Origin of the sequence: Gaetbulibacter saemankumensis DSM 17032, from assembly GCF_000425645.1 — a bacterium.
Taxonomy (GTDB): Bacteria; Bacteroidota; Bacteroidia; order Flavobacteriales; family Flavobacteriaceae; genus Gaetbulibacter; species Gaetbulibacter saemankumensis.
On record NZ_AUDV01000006.1, the window covers coordinates 241,363 to 259,434 of the forward strand.

Consider the following 18,072-nt stretch of genomic DNA (forward strand, 5'->3'; position numbering starts at 1 on the left):
AGTAATTGACTCTGCCTTACTCCCAACCTGGGTTTTGAATCAAACCATAGCCTTTGTTAATCTCATCTGGTGGGAAACCACAGAAATACCATTTAGGATCCCATTGATCAACCCACACCCTTCTAGGTTCTACTTCAAAATATTCTATATTGGTAATACCACTAGTGCTTCCTTGTAATTTGACCATATGCGGTTGAATAAAAGGTATTTTCCAACGTATGATATCGAAAAGACGTACATCTTCATAGGCTAATTCACGTGCACGCTCATCCAATACTTCTTTTCTAAAGGTTTCTAATGTTAGCCCAGTAGGAGCGGGACCTACATCTACACGCTCGCGTGTTTTATTAAGATACTCATAAGCTAAAGCTGTTGGACCTCCATTCACTTCGTTCAGAGCCTCGGCATAACTTAAATACACTTCAGACAAACGCAAGTATGGCCACTGAATTACAGAGAATTGAGATGTTGCTCTATTTCCATCTAAATAAAATTTACGTTGCATGTATCCTGTAGCAGCTATTAATCCTCTTCTTTTCTCGCGACCGCCATTAAATAGTTCTGCTGTACGCCCCCTGTATGCATCGCCATTTACAATAACCGTTTCATATAAACGAGGGTCTCTATTGATATAGGGGTTCGATGGATCATAACCTGAAGTTGGATCAGTAATACTTTTACCACTTTTCATAGGATACAAATCAACCAATTCTTGTGTAGGACGTGCAGCTCCAAATCTTGAATACTGACCAAAAAATAAATTCCGAAACCTGTAACTATTACGGGTTGAAATTAATAATTCTTTACTTCCCCTTCTTAAATAACCTCTTGTAAAATCTTCTCTAGGATTCCCAGTATCTTCCAATTGATAGCCACCATTTGCTTGAAGTTCATTAAAGAAATCCTCACAGGCAGTTACTACGTCTTGCCAACGGCTTACATCATAACCACCCATCCAGCAAAGCTTTTTATCTGAGGCTTCACCTTCACGATATGGTGTATCTGAGTTTAGTACAGGGCTAGCACCAAAAAGCAATACACGTATTTTAAGAGCTTTTGCTGCGGCACGTGTAAATCTACCTTCATTATTACTAATGTCGTTAACTTGCCATGGCAATAATTTTGCTGCACGATCAATAAGCCCTACAATAGAATCCATAGTTGCCTCTGCCGTTAAACGTGGAGAAAATGTATCATCTGTTGGCGCGAAATTTTTATTAACCCAAGGCACGCCTGTATAATTTCTAAACAAATCATTATAATGTACCGCTGCAACCATCATGGCCTCGCCTTTTAATCGGTCTTTAGTCTCTTGATCTGCATCGGGAACACGGTCTATGTTGTTAATGAAAGTATAAGCCCTTCTAATACCTAACCAGGGTTTTGCTTTCTTAAAACCATACCTAAGATATTTCCCATTAGAATCTCCTTGATAATCCATACTAGGCGCATAAGCTCCTGAATAATACGCATTTATTGGCCCACCATAAGGAACATAACTACTAGCTAGATCTGTAAGACTTTCTAAATTATCCATATACATTACCGATTGATGTAACGACCAGCCCCAGGGCAATGAATAAGGTAAGGTTGCATATGCCGCTGTTAAAGCTCGGTTTGCATTTTCTAAGTTTGCGTAAACTGTATCAATTGTAATATCACCTCCTGGGGGTTTTGATAAAAAATCATCACCCAGTTCTACTTCTTCACAACTCACCATAAAAAAAGGTAAGCATAGTATAAAACTCAAAAAACTTATATACTTTTTCATTGCTTTTTATTTAAAAATTTAACTTTACTCCAATATTATATATCTTCATTGCTGGATAAGTAGGTCTCCTATTAGTTCTAGATTCCGGATCTACTATACCTTCCATTTTATCAAAAGTCAATAAATTAAAGCCACTCAGATACACTCTGGCATTAGACACTCCCACACTTTTTATAAAAGGAGACTTGATATTGTAGCCCATTTCTAACGTTTTTAAACGAACATAAGAGGCATCTAGTTGATATATTGTAGAATCATATCCAAAATTATTAATTGAATTAAGAAAAGTTAATCTTGGGTATTTTGCCGTATCAGCCGTTTCTGGTGTCCAAGTGTCATCTGCTAAGTATTTTGGTAAACCAGTTGTAGGGTTTACTCCTCCAAAGGCTTCTCTCAAATTGTCATTCAACATTCTAGATGTTTTGAAAGCACCTGTCCAAGACATTCTAAAATCGAAATTCTTATATTTAAAACCTGTATTCAATCCAACCGTGTATAATGGATAATTTGGATATCCTATGGCCTTTCGATCATCAATATTAATAACCCCATCATTATTTAGGTCCACATATTTTAAATCTCCTATTTGAACCATAGAGTTATGTTCTGGAAATGTATCTTTCAAACTACCATCTTCATTAAAATCTTCTGCTCTAAAAAACCCGTCGGTAACGTAACCAAAAGGTTGTCCTACAAGCCCTCCTGTTTCGTATTGATAATCATAATTTTGTGGAACCTCGTCTTTAAATACAATTTTATTCTTTGCGTAAGACATGTTAGGGTTTATCCAATAATTAAACTTACCAATATTATCTTGCCACCTTAAAGTAATTTCATACCCCTTGTTATCTACTTTTCCAATATTAACCGCAGGTAAATCAGCAGCTACAATATCTGGTACAGTATTTCTATTTGTTAAGATATCACGTCTTTTTTCTATAAAATAATCTACATTTAAATTCAATCTCTTTTTAAGAAACTTAATATCAATACCATAATTTTGTTTGATAGCCGTTTCCCATGTTACTAATGGATTCCCCAATGTTGTTTCAACAAAACCAGGTTGTTCCTGAGGCACATCTATACCAAAACTATAGTCTTCATTGGGGCGCGTACCACGAGCATATGAATCTGGTAAATATAAAAAGCGATTGCTGCCCAGATTATCACTACCTACTTTACCATAGGATGCTCTCAATTTCAACTGATCGAAAAAACCATTGTTTTTCATAAAGTTTTCTTCACTAACAACCCATCCTACAGAGTATGCAGGAAAAAAACCGTAGCGTTGACTTCTTGCAAAATTTTCAGAACCATTATATCCAATGTTCACCTCGGCCATATATTTATGCTTGTAGTTGTATGTTGCACGCGCGGCACTACCCACATATCCACTAGGTAAATAATTAAAAGCTCCACCAGGATAATAGTTAGACCTTTGGTTATAAAGCAACAATCCCTTAACCTCGTGATTTCCAAATCGACGGAGATAGTTTATTGCAGTTTCGAAATACCAGCTTCTATCCTTTCCGTAATCTTCAGCATAATTTAACCTCATACCTGATGATAATTGTGGATACACCAAGGTTTGATCATCTTCAGGAAGCGATGTATCAAAATCCCTCGCATAAAAGGCGGTATAAATATCAGGTGATGTGTTACGATATTTTGTTTGAACTGAGTTACGGTTGAATGATGCTTTAACACTAAGATCCAAGCCTTTAGTAATCGCATCTAAATCTTGTTTCAAAGTTAAATCAAAATTATATACCGTAGTTGTGCTAGTAGAACCACCAACTCCATAATAAAATAATCCATCAGTATATTCATTTCCATTTGGTATATATTCTCCATTATTTACAATATAACGACCATCTACTATACCAGGAGAAGCAAAAGGCGATGCCGCATATAATCTCCTGAAGAACTGATTCAAATCACCTGCAGCTGGTTGTCTTCTTACTCCACTTCTACCACCAAGTGTAAAAGACAATTGAGTTGATTTAGTAACCTCTATGTCGATATTTGAACGGTAATTATAGCGTTTGAAGCTAAAATTCTCATCGGTCTCTGTCCCAAAGGTTTTAAACATACCATCTTGGGTCAAATAACTAAAAGACATGAAATACTTAACGCGATCTGTACCTCCAGACACATTAAAATTAGCTTTAGATTGAGGTGACGTTTTACGTATAATATAATCCATCCAATCTACATTAGGATATAATATAGGATTTGAACCTGTTCTAAAAGCCTCTACAACCTCAGGCGGGAACTGCACATTTTCTGGACTTGTACCGTCTCCTATTTGAGCATTATTATAGGCTGTAGCATAAGTATAGCTATCTGCGAACTCAGGCAATCTCACAGGTGCCTGAAGTCCATAAGAATAATCAAAAGACATTTTAGCCGCTCCTTTTTTACCTCTTCTAGTTGTTACCAAAATCACACCGTTTGCGCCTCGAATCCCATAAACAGCTGTGGCAGAAGCATCTTTAAGAATAGTGATATCTGCAATTTCATTTGGATCTAATTGTGTAAAATTACGCTCTACACCATCCACCATCACCAAAGGCGATGAACTTCCTTCTGAAAGCGTTGCCACACCACGAATAAGAAGCTGTGCAGTATCTCTACCAGGCTGACCAGAATACTGTATTGAACTTAATCCTGTTACCTTTCCCGCTAATGCATTTGCTACACTTGCAGCAGGAGATGTTGTTAATTCTTCTGTATCTATGGAGGAAATAGCTCCAGTTACAGTAACTTTCTTTTGTTGCCCGTAACCTACAAGCACCACCTCTTCAAGAGACTCTGCGTCTTCTTCTAAAACAATATTAATGGTATCTTCTCCTTTGAAAGAAACCTCTTGTGTTTTAAAGCCAATATAGCTCATAACTAAAATTGACTTTTTATTTTGTAGTTTAATGACATACTTTCCGTCAAAATCGGTTACTGCTCCATTATTAGTTCCCTTTTCTATTACATTAACCCCTGCTAAAGGCATTCCGTTAGGATCTTTAATTTGTCCTGTAATAGTAATGTTTTGGGCACTTAACCACAAAACATTACACAATAGAAGAACAAAAAGAAAAACACCTCTTTTAGAGTAATTTAATGTTTGGTTTTGTAATTGCTTCATAAATCAGAAATCATATTTATAGTTTGTTAGATATATTTTGTGTACCATTTTATCTAAAACTCTCCCTTACAGTACTAGTTGTAGTTATAATAAAAGTAGTTATAATAAAACATACACGTTTAAAATTTTGTGATTTTCACATAAATTAATTCTTAGTTATTTTCATGTTTGTGTTTATATTTAATTTTTGTTATACTAAATTTTCTAAAACACCAGATTATCTAAATAGTTTTGCTTTTCATTTTAATAAGTTTAATGTTGGTAAAATATTAGTCTTGTTTTTCCAAAATTAAGCATGGTATTAAAAAAATGACAGGGGATAAATAGTCGAAAACAGTAGACAATCTCATCAAACTGTCATTTACCTCTGTTTAAACCATATATTCTAACTTCAGACGCCCTCTGTGACATTATTTTTTCCATGGAAAAATCTAATATTAATTAATTTTAGTTATTTTAATGTTCAATCTTATTTTTAATTCAACTCCCCTTTTCCTCTCTTATACAACCATCTGTTCCACTAAAAACAAAAGACCTGTTAATATTAAGGATTGCTTTTCTTAGACTTATAATTACCTAAACTCCTCCTGCTTTTGTTTTTATCCAACTTCAGTCTTTTCAAATCTTATACACTAATTAGATTGAAGGATTAAATGAAGAACCAGCATATATTTACTATAATAAACCATGTCTTAATTATCTATGAACAGGCGTTTCATTCAAATTTGATTTTAAATCTACCATAAATAAAAAAGTTGCCCATTATTAATATAGCCGACATAATGACCAACAATATCATTGAAGTAGGAAATAAGTTTAGTTTTGATTTAACACAAAATAAACTAACCAAGCCCTTATTTAAATAGATAATAAATTATTTATATATAAACTATTTTAATGAATTCTCGATTATCAATTAAAATCTACAATAATATCCATATGTATTAGTGAAATTCTTGTTTAGCCATAGCAAAAAGTGAACTTTTAGAGACTAAATTTAAGTGAGATGTTTCTTAAATTAACAACCTTTAAAATTATCTATTATGGCAAAAAACAAAATGCCAGTTCGTTCATCAGTAAACTTAAAAAAAAAATAGAAAAGTATATAGTTCTGAAGACAAAATCAGGATTATAATTGAAGGCATGCGGGCTGCAGTATCTATAGCAGAACTATGAAAATTCGTGTGGTTTTCATACAATTTTGTTTTAAAAAATTAAACATTAAAAACAAAAGCCAAATCAAATTGCTCGGTTACCTTTTTCGATGTTTTTAAAAGTGGTAACCGAATAGATCCCATTTTTAAATAAACCAATTCAAATAATACGAACACATAAAAACAACAAAACCCTGATAACAATTAAATTACCAAGGCTTTATATTTATTGATTTCTTATCTAGTCGGGGTGGCAGGATTCGAACCTGCGACCTCCGCGTCCCAAACGCGGCGCGATAACCGGGCTACGCTACACCCCGAATTAGCTATCTCTAAGCGGATGCAAATATACTCCTTTAAATTAAATTCACAATTGTTTTTTTAATATTTATTCTATTTTTCTTATATACATTTTCAATTACATTAGCTAACAGTTAATTAACAATTTAAAATTGTTCCATTTAAAACATACACATACAATTATTACTTCTCTTTTATTCTGTATAATCGGCTTTGGACAATCAGATTATAAAATAAAAGTTATAGACATAGATACTAATGAAGCTATTCAAAACATTCAGGTGATTAACACACAAACTAAAGACACCCTATTTACTGATATCAATGGTTATGTTAGAACAAAAAACACAGGTGAATATATATTTAGAAAAATTGGATATTCAGAAAAACATTTTTATATCCAAAATCTTAATACCGTCATCCAACTAAGTATAAACCCCTCTGAACTTCACGAAGTAGTAATTACCTCGAATTTGATTTCTAAACGCCTAAAAACCTTTTATTCATCTACCGACATTATCAATAAAAAAGAAATTGATCGAGGAAACTCTGTTGACTTTGCCCCAATATTAAACAAAATTCCTGGCATTTTTATGCAAAATGGCGCACTCAACACGAATCGAATAATAATAAGAGGAATTGGTTCAAGAAATTTATATGGTACTTCTAAAATACGTGCCTATTTCAAAAACATACCTTTAACAAACGGGAATGGCGAAACTACCATTGAAGATTTTGAATTAGGTTCACTTGCTCGGATAGAAATAATTAAAGGAGCCAATTCAAGCATACATGGAGCAGGCTTAGGAGGCACAATTAATTTAATTCCAGAAACAGCACTTCTAAATCGAAGTAAAATTCAAAATACAATGACGGTTGGCTCTTTTGGTTTATTTAAAAATCTAATTAACATAACTTATGGTGGTACTAAAACAAATGTGAACACGGTTTATAGTCATACTCAAAGTGACGGTTATAGGGAAAACAACTATTATAACCGTCAAACTTTCACCTTTAACAGCAATCACTATCTTAATAAAAATAATAACATCTCCTTCTTAGGTAGCTTGGTAAAATTAAAGGGCTACATACCCAGCTCAATTAATAAAGAAACCTTTTTAAATAACCCAACATCTGCTGCACCAACTTGGGCACAATCGAAAGGTTTTGAAGACACAAAACGAAGTATTTTTGGTTTCACCTGGAAACATCAATTTACACATTCCATTTCACATTCTACAAGTATTTTTACATCATTAAAAAAAGCTTACGAACCGAGACCTTTTAGCATTTTATCTGAAAATTTATTTGCTAATGGTATACGTAGTCGATTAATTCAAGATACAAAAAACTTAAAGTGGACATTAGGCGGAGAATACTTTCAGGATTTTTATATTTTGAAAACATTTGAAAACCTCTATAAAGATTACCCCCCTGGAACGGGTAGTATTCAAGGTAATATGCTATCAAACTTTAAAGAAAAGAGACACTATTTCAATATTTTCTTTGAAAGCGATTATCATGTAACTTTAAAAACAATCATCTCCTTTGGAATTAATTACAACAAAACGGGTTATAATATTATTGACAGATTCAACATAAAACCAAACTTGAATCAATCGGGGTCTTATAAATTTAAAAACATCTTATCTCCCACTTTTGGTTTGTCACACAAAGTTTCTAACTCCTTAAATTTATATTCTAACATCAGTCATGGTTTTTCTCCACCAACCACAACAGAAACGCTTTTACCGGACGGATTAATAAATCAAAATATTAAACCTGAAACAGGTTGGAATTTTGAAATAGGAACCCGAATGAAGGGTCTTAATAATCGTTTACATTGCAACATTTCTTTATATCGTTTACTGGTTAAAAACCTACTTGTAGCCAAAAGAATAGGTGATGATGAATATATTGGAATTAACGCGGGAAAAACCCAACATGATGGATTAGAACTTTCGGCCAATTATCAATTCCTAAAAGACAAGAGAATGCAGTTACAAGGCCATATCAATTATTCTTTTAACAACTACTTTTTTAAAGATTATAAGGATAATATAAATGACTATTCCGGTAATGATTTAACCGGAGTTCCAAAACATATTTATAATATGGGGATTGATTGCAACACAACTTTCGGACTGTATGGGCATGTAAATTTTCAATATATTGGGAGCATGCCTATAACCGATAGTAACTCACTTTATTCTGAAGCATATAGTCTATCCAATTTTAAAATTGGTTGGCAGAAAATTTTAAACAAAAAATTAAAATGTAATGTTTTTTTTGGCATAAATAATATATTTGATACAACCTATGCATCACAAATCCTTATTAATGCATCGGGCTTCAATGGAAGTCAACCAAGATATTACTACCCTGGAAACCCTTTAAATTACTTTTCAGGGATTATCTTTACATATAACGTATATTAAAGGCTATGAAACATCTATTTACCATTCTAACAATACTTATAAGCTATTGCTCTTGTGCTCAACAAGCAGAATCTGAAATAAAGGCAGAATCACCTACTCATATAAACTACACAACCCAGACTGTGGTTCCCGAATTAAATAATCCTTGGGGCATGGCTTTTCTGCCGGATGGTAGTTTACTTATAACAGAAAAATCAGGTAAGCTTATCCATTTTAAAAATAACACAAAAATAAATATTAGTGAACTACCAGATATTTATGTAAGAGGTCAAGGTGGTCTTATGGACATTAAACTACATCCCGATTATGCTAATAACGGGTGGATATATTATTCATACGCGTCTCCTGAAGGTGACGGTGATGGTGGTAATACTGCCGTTATGCGTGCCAAATTAAATAACTCGGTATTAACCAATAAAGAACTTCTTTACAAAGCAACGCCAAATACTACCAAAGGACAACATTTCGGTTCTCGTTTAGAATTCGATAATCAAGGGTATCTTTATTTTTCTATTGGAGATCGCGGTCAACGTGATGTCAACCCTCAAGATATAACTCGTGATGGAGGCAAAATCTATAGATTAAATGCAGATGGCAGCATCCCAATAGACAATCCATTTGTAAATTCTGAAAATGCCAAAACCGCAATTTATAGTTACGGACACAGAAATCCACAAGGTATGACAAAACACCCTGAAACCGGGGAAATTTGGACACATGAACATGGTCCAAAAGGTGGTGACGAAATTAACATTATTATAAAAGGTAAAAACTATGGCTGGCCCATCATTTCATACGGTATAAACTACAGTGGGACAACATTTACTGATCTTACCCAAAAAGAAGGGATGGAACAACCCTTATTTTATTGGGTACCTTCTATTGCTCCCTGTGGTATGACATTTGTAAACTCAGATCAATATCCTGACTGGAACGGCAATTTATTAGTAGGATCTCTTAAATTTCAATATCTAGAACGTTTAGTTCTTGAAAACAATAAAGTTGTAAAACGTGAAAAACTTTTTGAAAATTTAGGTAGAGTTAGAAATGTTATTCAAGGTCCCGATGGTTTTATTTATTTAGGTGTTGAAGGCAAAGGCATACTTAAAATCATTCCAAAAAATTAAATACCATACATGATGAAACTTTTTTTAATCAGCATTTTAATATTTACTTCTGTAATCACAATAAATAAACCCCAAAATGACCCGTTAAAGGATAGTATTAATCGAGGTGAAGAAATTTATACCGATTTCTGCATGAGCTGTCATTTACCTAATGGCGAAGGTGTAAAAAAAATGTTCCCGCCACTTGCTAAGTCTGATTATTTAATTAAGAATCAAGAAGCAAGCATTAGAGCTATAAAGTTTGGTATTACGGGCCCCATAACTGTGAATGATATTAATTACAACAACACTATGATGCCTCTTGGTTTGAGTGATAAAGAAATAGCCGATGTTATGAATTATATTAACAATTCATGGGGCAACGAAAACAAAAAAATAATTACTGCGGAAGCGGTTTCAAAGGTTAATAAATAATATTAGTTAAAACATAATTCACTTTGGATTTAACTAACTTTGTGAATAAAAATAAACTAATTAGCATGCTTATAATAGGAATTGCAGGCGGAACGGGATGTGGAAAAACAACTGTTGTAAACCAAATACTTAATGAATTGCCAAAGGGCGAGGTCGGTGTTATTTCACAAGATTCCTACTATAAAGACACGACTCATTTATCATACGAAGAACGTGTACAAATAAATTTCGATCATCCGCGCTCAATAGATTTCCCCTTGCTAGAGCAACATTTAAAAAATTTAAAAAATGGCGTATCAGTACACCAGCCAATTTACTCTTTTACAGAACATAACCGCACCGGAGATACAATTTTAACGCACCCCAGAAAGGTTCTAATTGTTGAAGGCATTTTAATACTAACCAATCCAGAATTAAGAAATATGTTCGATATTAAAGTTTTTGTACATGCAGACACCGACGAGCGATTAATAAGAAGATTAAAACGTGATATTTCTGAAAGAGGTCGTGATTTAGATGAAGTATTAACACGGTACAAAACCACTTTAAAACCTATGCACGACCAATTTATTGAACCCATGAAAGAATATGCAGATATCATTATCCCCAATAACAAATACAACACTGTTGCCATAGATATTGTACGAACTATTATAAACAATCGCTTGTAAAAATGGCCCTATTTAAACATAAAATATTTAAACCATTCAAAAATATATTCGTCTTAATTCTAGTATTATTTACAGTCTGGATGCTGTTTTTCGATGCTAATTCATGGCTGATTCACCACGAACTAAATTCTGAAATAAATGATTTAGAAAACGAAAAGGAATACTACCAGAAAGAAATAGAAAAAGATAAAAAAGCCCTCAAAAAGCTAAGCTCGGAAGAAGGCTTAGAAAAATTTGCACGTGAAACCTATTACATGAAACGTGAAAACGAAGAAATCTTTATTATCGAATATGAAGACAGCTTAAAAACAAAGGAAGATGAGTAAAAATTTATTCAGCGAATTTAATCCGGTTTCTGCCAAACAATGGAAACAAAAAATTCAATTCGACTTAAAAGGTGTCGACTACAATGAAGCGCTTATCTGGAATTCGAATGAGGATATCGATGTAAAACCCTTTTACCATCGAGATGGTATTAAAACGCCTGTTCACCTTTCTAATACCAATGCCACAAACTGGAAAATTTGCCAGACTATCTATGTGTCGGATGTTAGCAAATCGAATGAAACAGCTATAAATGCCATTCATAATGGAGCTGAAAGCTTAAAATTCATTATTCCCAATAACAATATTTTATTACAGGCCTTATTAAATGATATTAACCTAAATGAAATATCTATTTTTTTCGATTTACATTTTTTAGATCTCGAATACACGAATCAAATTCTCGCATTCCAATCGGAAGCCGGAATTTTTGTCAATCTTGATATTATTGGAAATTTAGCTAGATCAGGCAACTTTTACGATAATTTTAGAGCTGATTTTAACAATTACAACAACATAGTTTCTCGATCGAAGACCATATCGATTAACGTAGATTTATATCAAAACGCGGGCGCTACTATGGTACAGCAATTAGCTTACGGTCTAGCCCATGTAAACGAATATTTAAATTACTCAGAACACGTTGTACATAATACAAATCAAGAAACTCTAAAAATTATTTTCAACGTAGCCATTGGTAGCAATTATTTTTTTGAAATTGCCAAACTCAGAGCATTAAAACAATTATGGAATACGCTTGCTGATGAATACAAGTTAAATAATGACTGTATCATTTTCAGCATACCCTCTAAACGAAATAAAACTATATATGATGCTAATACGAATATGCTTCGTACTACTACAGAATGCATGAGTGCTATTTTGGGAGGATCAGACTACATATGTAATTTACCTTATGATGCTCCATTCAAAAAAGACCATAATTTCAGTGCTCGAATTGCCAGAAATCAATTACTCATTTTAAAAAACGAAAGCTATTTCAATAAAGTTAAAAATCCAGTCGATGGTGCTTATTATATTGAAACGCTTACCGAACAACTTGCTCAAAAAGCTTTAGATTTATTTAAAGACATAGAAAATAACGGTGGATTTTTAAAACAGTTGAAAAACGGTACTATTCAAAGAAAAATAAAAGAAAGTGCCAACAAAGAACAACAACTTTTCGATAAAGAAATTGAAGTTTTAGTGGGAACCAACAAATACCCTAACTCTGAAGAAAGTATTAATGAGCATTTGGAAATTTACCCGTTTGTAAAGACCATTAAACGTAAAACACTTATAGAGCCCGTTATTGAAAAAAGATTATCTGAAATATTAGAACAAAACCGATTAAAAAATGAAAATTAGTATGAATTCAACATTTAAATTTATTGCATTTTTATTAGCTATTACTTTTTTAAACTGCAAACAAAAAGAAACATTTCAAGATTTTAAATACAGTGACAAAAAAGCACTTATTACTTGTCCTGAATTAAATTCACAGTTATTTAATGAAGCTTTATACAGCTTTGAGGACGACATTTTAAATTATTATAAATCAAACAGAAGTAATACAACATTAGTTCAGGCATATAATCTATTTGTTCGTGATGCGACAGGTAATCGTGCGAAATACGACCAGATTATTTCTAAACATAGTTTAAACGTTTTTGAAGCTCTAAAAAACGAGAATAACCTTTGGGATGCTAATAACCCGTCAAGTCATTTAAACTATAATGGCCCACTACTTGAATGCATCTCAATCAACATGCAGAATAAACATTTAAAAACTACCTTAAACGCTCTTATTTCAACAAATAGTATGAGTCCGAAATTATTTGGAGCACCTCTAAGTACCCAATACAGACAGGCTTTATCTGATAAATATTTAGCTACTTACATTGCTTTCGATTTATATTATGCTAAACTCTTTGGTATCGATTTTTCGAAAGTAAATTTTGATAAGCCAGAATCAGCTGTTGATTTTAATCAAACGCCAAAAAAATAGATGACTAGAAAAGACCTGCAACATATCACCTTAAAACCGTCCTACCCGAATACAAATATTGCGTCAGGAAACACCTTAGAAACTGCGGAAGGCATCGTGCTTAAATCGGTGTATACAAATCATGATATTGAAGATTTAGAACATCTTAATTTCGGAGCTGGTATTCCACCTTTTCTCAGAGGCCCTTATAGCACTATGTATGTTCAAAGACCTTGGACAATAAGACAATACGCCGGATTTTCAACGGCTGAAGATAGTAATGCTTTTTACAGGCGCAATTTAGCAGCTGGACAAAAAGGACTTTCTGTTGCTTTCGATTTAGCCACCCATCGGGGGTACGATAGTGACCATGAACGCGTTGTTGGCGATGTTGGAAAAGCAGGTGTTGCTATCGATTCGGTTGAAGACATGAAAATACTCTTCGATCAAATTCCTTTAGATAAAATGTCGGTTTCAATGACCATGAATGGAGCTGTATTGCCTATCATGGCGTTTTATATTGTTACTGCCGAAGAACAAGGCATTAAACCAGAACAACTTTCAGGCACCATTCAAAATGATATCCTAAAAGAATTCATGGTTCGTAATACTTATATCTACCCGCCAACCCCATCCATGAAAATTATTGCTGACATATTCGAATATACCAGTAAAAATATGCCTAAATTCAACAGTATAAGTATTTCTGGGTATCATATGCAGGAAGCAGGAGCATCGGCAGATATTGAATTAGCCTATACTTTAGCTGATGGCTTGGAATATATTCGCAAAGGACTGGAAGCAGGGATGGATATTGACACTTTTGCGCCACGACTTTCGTTTTTCTGGGGCATTGGCATGAATCATTTCATGGAAATTGCCAAAATGCGAGCTGCCAGAATACTTTGGGCTAAGCTGGTAAAACAATTTAATCCGAAAAATGAAAAATCTTTAGCCCTACGCACCCATTGTCAAACAAGTGGTTGGAGCTTAACAGAACAAGACCCTTTTAATAATGTTGCCAGAACCACAATCGAAGCTGCTGCTGCGGTTTTTGGTGGCACCCAAAGCCTCCATACCAATGCCTTAGATGAGGCTATTGCTTTGCCTACCGATTTTTCTGCTCGCATTGCTAGAAACACGCAAATATACCTGCAAGAAGAAACTAAAATCACTAAAACGGTAGACCCCTGGGCCGGTAGTTATTACGTTGAAAAACTGACTAGTGACATCACACATAAAGCATGGAATTTAATTGAAGAAATTGAAAGTTTAGGAGGCATGACCAAAGCTATTGAAGCCGGTATTCCTAAATTGCGAATTGAAGCCTCGGCTGCTAAAAAACAAGCTCGAATAGATTCTGGTCGTGATATTATAGTTGGTGTAAACAAATACCAATTAGACAAAGAAAGCCCTATAACGACCCTAGAAGTCGATAATCAGTCCGTTAGAAATTCACAAATTGAGCGCTTAAACCAGATTAAACATTCCAGAAATACAAAAAAAGTTAATAGCATACTTGCAAAATTAACCGCTTCGGCACAATCAGGAAGTGAAAATTTATTAGCTTTAGCTGTAGAGGCTGCTCGTGAACGAGCAACCTTAGGTGAAATTAGTCTTGCTTTAGAAAAGATTTATGGACGATACAAAGCACAAAACAAATCAGTTTCCGGAGTGTATAGCAAAGAAATAAAAAACGATGAAAGCTTTAAAAAAGCTCAGGCATTAGCCGATACTTTTGCCAGCCAAGAAGGTAGACGCCCACGCATTATGATTGCAAAAATGGGACAGGACGGACATGACAGGGGTGCCAAAGTAGTAGCCACAAGTTATGCCGATATTGGTTTTGATGTCGACATCAGTCCGCTTTTTCAAACTCCAGAGGAAGTCGCTAAGCAAGCGGTAGAAAATGATGTGCATATTTTGGGCATTTCATCTTTAGCTGGCGGACATAAAACCCTCGTTCCGCAGGTTATTGAAGCCCTGAAATCTTATAATCGCGAGGACATCATGGTTATTGTAGGAGGTGTTATCCCTAAGCAAGATTATACTTTTCTTTTTGACGCTGGTGCTATAGCCGTATTCGGTCCTGGAACAAAAATTAGTGACACTGCTATAAAAATTTTAAATATTTTAATTGACTAAAACATTCTTGATTTACAATCTTAATTTTTGGATTTGAATATAACAAGGTAAAACTTATTAACAAACAAGATATCAAACAACAACGTAATCCCTTTTAAGCGAATTATCTGACATGAAACACATTAGATATAGACTTGCACTAATGGAGTAAATAAAAATGTCTTATTTAACTCGTCCCATAACATAACCCAATTTAAATAATATACAATTTAATTTACAATAGGCAGTTTCGATTAAAAAAAACTGTTAACAAGTAACATTTTTTATACTCGCAAATAGTTGTATTTTTACCGCTACTAAAACCAAATCATTTAATGGGTAAAATTATTGCAATTGCTAACCAAAAAGGCGGTGTTGGTAAAACAACAACATCGATAAACTTAGCGGCTTCTCTTGGCGTTCTGGAAAAAAAAGTATTACTTATAGATGCTGACCCTCAAGCAAATGCAACTTCTGGAATAGGAATTGATGTCGAAACTGTTGAAGTAGGAACCTACCAATTACTTGAACATTCTAGTTCGGCAAAAGAGGCTATTATTAAAACAGAAACACCTAATTTAGATATTATTCCGGCACATATCGATTTAGTAGCTATAGAAATAGAACTTGTAGATAAAGAAGCCAGAGAATATATGCTAAAAAACGCCTTAGAAGAAGTAAAAAACGATTATGATTTTATTTTAATCGATTGTGCACCTTCTCTGGGATTATTAACACTAAATGCACTTACAGCTGCTAATTCTGTAATTATTCCAATACAATGTGAATACTTTGCTTTAGAAGGATTAGGAAAATTATTAAACACCATAAAAAGTGTTCAGCATGTGCATAACAAGGATCTGGATATCGAGGGGTTATTACTAACCATGTACGATTCTAGGTTAAGACTTTCTAATCAAGTGGTAGAAGAAGTACAAAAGCATTTTAACGATATGGTTTTTCAAACCATCATTCAACGAAATGTAAGGCTTAGTGAAGCTCCAAGTTATGGGGAAAGTATTATAAACTATGATGCCGCGAGCAAAGGAGCTACAAACTACTTGAGTTTAGCAAAGGAAATTATCAATAAAAATGAGTAATTATGGCTAAGGCAACTAAAAAACAAGCTTTAGGGAGAGGATTATCGGCTCTATTAAAAGATCCAAATAACGACATTCAATCGGTTCAAGATAAAGGTGCCGATAAAGTTATTGGCAATATCATTGAGCTAGATATAGATTTTATTGAAGTTAACCCGTTTCAACCACGTTCTAACTTTAGTGAAGAATCACTTCGTGAGTTAGCATCTTCTATAAAAGAGTTGGGAATTATCCAACCAATCACCGTTAGAAAACTAGGCTTTAATAAATACCAGTTGGTATCTGGAGAACGTCGTTATCGCGCTTCTAAATTATTAAATTTAGAGACTATTCCTGCCTATATAAGAATTGCAAACGACCAGGAATCGTTAGAAATGGCCTTGGTTGAAAACATACAGCGTCAAGATCTAGACCCAATAGAAATTGCATTATCTTACCAGCGACTAATTGACGAAATTAATTTAACTCAAGAACAAATGAGTGAGCGTGTTGGTAAAAAACGGTCAACCATTACCAACTATTTACGTCTTCTAAAATTAGACCCGATTATTCAAACTGGTATGCGCGATGGATTTATATCTATGGGACATGGCCGCGCTTTAATTGGTATTGAAGACCAGACGATACAGTTAGATATTTACGAAAAAGTGCTTTCTAACGAATTGTCGGTACGCGATACCGAAAACTTAATTCGTAATTATAACGAAACAAACGAGGTTAAAGTAGCACCAAAAACAGTGAAAACCAGCATTCCTTCCTATATAAAAGAAGGTATTGGCTCTTTTTCAGAATACTTTGGACATAAAATTGACGTTAAAGTTTCTAAAAATGGAAAAGGAAAAATTACTATTCCTTTTCATTCTGAGGAAGATTTTAAACGTATTAAAAAATTAGTTGAAGGTGACAAATAAGCTCGTCATAACCAGTATTCTATCATTTTTATTTTGTTTCTGTTTATCAGCTCAGGAAAAAAAAGCAAAAAAAGACAAACTTCCTGAAGAAGTTATTCTCGATTCAGAATCTGAGATTGTAACGACTCCAATAAATCCGCTTTCACCCGCTAAAGCGGCTTTTTATTCTGCCGTATTACCTGGTTTAGGGCAAGCTTACAATAAAAAATATTGGAAAATACCTCTTGTTTATGCCGCATTAGGTACGGGAACTTACTTCTACATAAACAACAATAAAGAATATCACCGTTACCGAGATGCTTACAAAAGCCGATTGGCTGGTAACAAAACCGATGAGTTTTATTTCGACCCGGAAGGAAATCAATTAGAAACCCCCAGGGTAACTACAGAAGGCCTGGAGCGCGCACAGAAATTCTACCGGAAAAACAAAGAAATATCAATTTTGGTTACGCTGGGAATTTATGCCTTAAATATTATTGATGCCAACGTGGATGCGCACTTATTACAATACAATGTTGATGAGCGCCTATCGGTAGCACCACATTATAAAATTGATGAGATTAACGCCAATGGAAATCTCGGATTAACATTAAATTTTAGATTTTAAAT

General features: G+C 34.0%; 13 protein-coding genes and 1 tRNA gene. 11 read left to right on the top strand and 3 right to left on the bottom strand.

Annotation, left to right across the window (positions count from 1 at the left end; all coding sequences use genetic code 11):
• Positions 1-16 precede the first annotated feature (16 nt).
• From H611_RS0103405 to H611_RS0103420, 3 genes are all read right to left on the bottom strand, one after another.
• Positions 17-1,771: a RagB/SusD family nutrient uptake outer membrane protein gene (locus H611_RS0103405; protein WP_027137022.1), complete on the bottom strand. Its 1,755-nt coding sequence runs from the start codon at positions 1,769-1,771 to the stop codon at positions 17-19.
• Between the two features lie 10 nt (positions 1,772-1,781).
• The gene (locus H611_RS0103410; RefSeq protein WP_027137023.1) at positions 1,782-4,913 is read right to left on the bottom strand and encodes a SusC/RagA family TonB-linked outer membrane protein; all 3,132 of its coding nucleotides are present in this window, start codon (positions 4,911-4,913) and stop codon (positions 1,782-1,784) included.
• 1,399 nt (positions 4,914-6,312) lie between these two features.
• A tRNA-Pro gene (locus H611_RS0103420) sits at positions 6,313-6,387 on the bottom strand.
• Positions 6,388-6,519: 132 nt separating this feature from the next.
• On the opposite strand from H611_RS0103420, the gene H611_RS0103425 reads away from it, so the two are divergent.
• The 11 genes from H611_RS0103425 (at position 6,520) to H611_RS0103475 (ending at position 18,070) form a co-directional block, all read left to right on the top strand.
• Positions 6,520-8,805 (top strand): TonB-dependent receptor family protein, encoded by a 2,286-nt coding sequence (locus tag H611_RS0103425; RefSeq protein ID WP_245574761.1) that lies wholly within the window; start codon positions 6,520-6,522, stop codon positions 8,803-8,805.
• A 5-nt stretch (positions 8,806-8,810) separates the two neighbouring features.
• Positions 8,811-9,932, top strand: coding sequence for a PQQ-dependent sugar dehydrogenase (locus H611_RS0103430; RefSeq protein ID WP_035483296.1), 1,122 nt, complete (start codon positions 8,811-8,813; stop codon positions 9,930-9,932).
• A gap of 9 nt (positions 9,933-9,941) precedes the next feature.
• Positions 9,942-10,346, top strand: coding sequence for a c-type cytochrome (locus H611_RS0103435; protein WP_245574762.1), 405 nt, complete (start codon positions 9,942-9,944; stop codon positions 10,344-10,346).
• A gap of 65 nt (positions 10,347-10,411) precedes the next feature.
• Complete coding sequence (udk, locus tag H611_RS0103440; protein ID WP_027137027.1) at positions 10,412-11,017, top strand: uridine kinase; 606 nt, start codon at positions 10,412-10,414, stop codon at positions 11,015-11,017.
• 2 nt (positions 11,018-11,019) lie between these two features.
• Complete coding sequence (locus H611_RS0103445; protein ID WP_027137028.1) at positions 11,020-11,343, top strand: FtsB family cell division protein; 324 nt, start codon at positions 11,020-11,022, stop codon at positions 11,341-11,343.
• Positions 11,336-12,709, top strand: coding sequence for a methylmalonyl-CoA mutase subunit beta (locus H611_RS0103450; protein WP_027137029.1), 1,374 nt, complete (start codon positions 11,336-11,338; stop codon positions 12,707-12,709). Before H611_RS0103445 ends, H611_RS0103450 begins: the two co-directional genes overlap by 8 nt.
• Position 12,710: 1 nt before the next feature.
• Positions 12,711-13,349: a hypothetical protein gene (locus H611_RS0103455; protein ID WP_157515039.1), complete on the top strand. Its 639-nt coding sequence runs from the start codon at positions 12,711-12,713 to the stop codon at positions 13,347-13,349.
• A complete protein-coding gene (gene scpA, locus H611_RS0103460; protein WP_027137031.1) occupies positions 13,350-15,473 on the top strand; it encodes a methylmalonyl-CoA mutase in 2,124 nt (707 codons plus the stop codon).
• A gap of 314 nt (positions 15,474-15,787) precedes the next feature.
• A complete protein-coding gene (locus H611_RS0103465) occupies positions 15,788-16,552 on the top strand; it encodes a ParA family protein (RefSeq protein WP_027137032.1) in 765 nt (254 codons plus the stop codon).
• 2 nt (positions 16,553-16,554) lie between these two features.
• A complete protein-coding gene (locus tag H611_RS0103470; protein ID WP_027137033.1) occupies positions 16,555-17,463 on the top strand; it encodes a ParB/RepB/Spo0J family partition protein in 909 nt (302 codons plus the stop codon).
• Positions 17,453-18,070 carry a DUF5683 domain-containing protein gene (locus H611_RS0103475; protein ID WP_027137034.1) on the top strand — a complete coding sequence of 206 codons (618 nt, stop codon included), beginning with the start codon at positions 17,453-17,455 and terminating at the stop codon, positions 18,068-18,070. The genes H611_RS0103470 and H611_RS0103475 overlap by 11 nt, the downstream gene beginning before the upstream one ends.
• The last annotated feature ends 2 nt before the right edge of the window (positions 18,071-18,072 follow it).

Coding starts and splice junctions, on each gene's coding strand:
- H611_RS0103405 (WP_027137022.1), bottom strand. CDS start 1,771: ATGAAAAAGTATATAAGTTTTTTGAGTTTTATACTATGCTTACCTTTT.
- H611_RS0103410 (WP_027137023.1), bottom strand. CDS start 4,913: ATGAAGCAATTACAAAACCAAACATTAAATTACTCTAAAAGAGGTGTT.
- H611_RS0103430 (WP_035483296.1), top strand. CDS start 8,811: ATGAAACATCTATTTACCATTCTAACAATACTTATAAGCTATTGCTCT.
- H611_RS0103435 (WP_245574762.1), top strand. CDS start 9,942: ATGATGAAACTTTTTTTAATCAGCATTTTAATATTTACTTCTGTAATC.
- udk (WP_027137027.1), top strand. CDS start 10,412: ATGCTTATAATAGGAATTGCAGGCGGAACGGGATGTGGAAAAACAACT.
- H611_RS0103445 (WP_027137028.1), top strand. CDS start 11,020: ATGGCCCTATTTAAACATAAAATATTTAAACCATTCAAAAATATATTC.
- H611_RS0103450 (WP_027137029.1), top strand. CDS start 11,336: ATGAGTAAAAATTTATTCAGCGAATTTAATCCGGTTTCTGCCAAACAA.
- H611_RS0103455 (WP_157515039.1), top strand. CDS start 12,711: ATGAATTCAACATTTAAATTTATTGCATTTTTATTAGCTATTACTTTT.
- scpA (WP_027137031.1), top strand. CDS start 13,350: ATGACTAGAAAAGACCTGCAACATATCACCTTAAAACCGTCCTACCCG.
- H611_RS0103465 (WP_027137032.1), top strand. CDS start 15,788: ATGGGTAAAATTATTGCAATTGCTAACCAAAAAGGCGGTGTTGGTAAA.
- H611_RS0103470 (WP_027137033.1), top strand. CDS start 16,555: ATGGCTAAGGCAACTAAAAAACAAGCTTTAGGGAGAGGATTATCGGCT.